Source organism: Sandarakinorhabdus oryzae (assembly GCF_009733735.1).
GTDB classification, from domain to species: Bacteria; Pseudomonadota; Alphaproteobacteria; order Sphingomonadales; family Sphingomonadaceae; genus Sandarakinorhabdus; species Sandarakinorhabdus oryzae.
Window position 1 is genome coordinate 1 of sequence record NZ_WNJP01000343.1, and the last position, 1,050, is coordinate 1,050.

At 70.9% G+C, this 1,050-nt stretch carries 1 protein-coding gene; it reads right to left on the reverse strand.

All coding sequences use genetic code 11. The annotated features are described in order from the left end of the window. Window positions 1-16: 16 nt before the first annotated feature. Window positions 17-1,050, reverse strand: a 1,034-nt coding sequence (locus GJ693_RS16170; RefSeq protein ID WP_197042305.1) for a phospholipase D-like domain-containing protein, incomplete at its 5' end; no start/stop codon positions are given.

Genomic DNA, 1,050 nt, shown 5'->3' on the forward strand with positions numbered 1-1,050 from the left:
TGCTCGTCCACGCCTTCTACGGGCCGTGGCTGGCGCGATCGCCGTCCCGCCCGCGCATTTCCCACAGCCGCACCCCGGCGCGCAGCAACGGCGCCCGCCACGGCCCGTAGAAGGCGTGGACGAGCACGACATTGTTGGAAACCAGGCTGTTGGTCAGCACATCGACCGCGACGCCTTTGCCGGCCAGATCGCCCAGCAGCGCCGCCCCGGCCCTGGTCGGCACGAAATAGGCCGACACCAGCAGCAGCCGCTGCCGGGCGGTTGCCATTGCCGCCAGCACGCGCGGCAGCATCAGCCGCTCGGGCGCGGCAAGGCCGCTGATCTTCTCGGGCGGATCGCTGAGCATGCGCACCGCCACCCAGTCGAAATCCTGCGCCTCATCGACGAGGGCGTGCGTGGCGGGGCTTTCGGCTGCGGCCAGATAGGCCTGTCGCCGCGGGTGATCCGCTGCGGGCGCCAGGGCCGATGTGGCCGGCGCCGCCAGCCTGGCCAATGGCACTGCCGCCGGACAGTCCCAGTAACGCTGGACATCCGCCGCCACCTCGCCGGCAATGGTGCCGATGGCGAGCACGTCGAGATCCACGGCCAGGGCATCATGGCCGGCGTCGAAATATTCATCGCCGATGTTGCGGCCGCCAATCACGGTGGCGATGCCGTCCACGGTCAGGCTCTTGTTGTGCATGCGGCGGTTGAGGCGGGGAAAATCGAACAGCAGATTGGGCCAGCGCGGCCAGCGCAGGCGGGCCGGGTTGAACAGCCGGACCTCAAGCCCGGGCAGCGCCACCAGCAGATGCTCCACCGCCGCGCAGCCGAAATCATCGAGCAGCAGCCGCACCTTCACCCCGCGCGCCGCGGCGGCGGCCAGCTCATCGAGCAGCAGCCGGCCCGCCACATCGTCGCGCCAGATATAATATTGGGCATCGATGCTGGCCCGCGCCTGCCGCACCAGCGCGATGCGCACGGCCAGTGCCGTGGGCGCATCATCCAGCACCTGCACGCCGCTGCCGCCGGGGTGGGCGTCGCACAGCCGGGCCAGCGCCGCCGTCACGG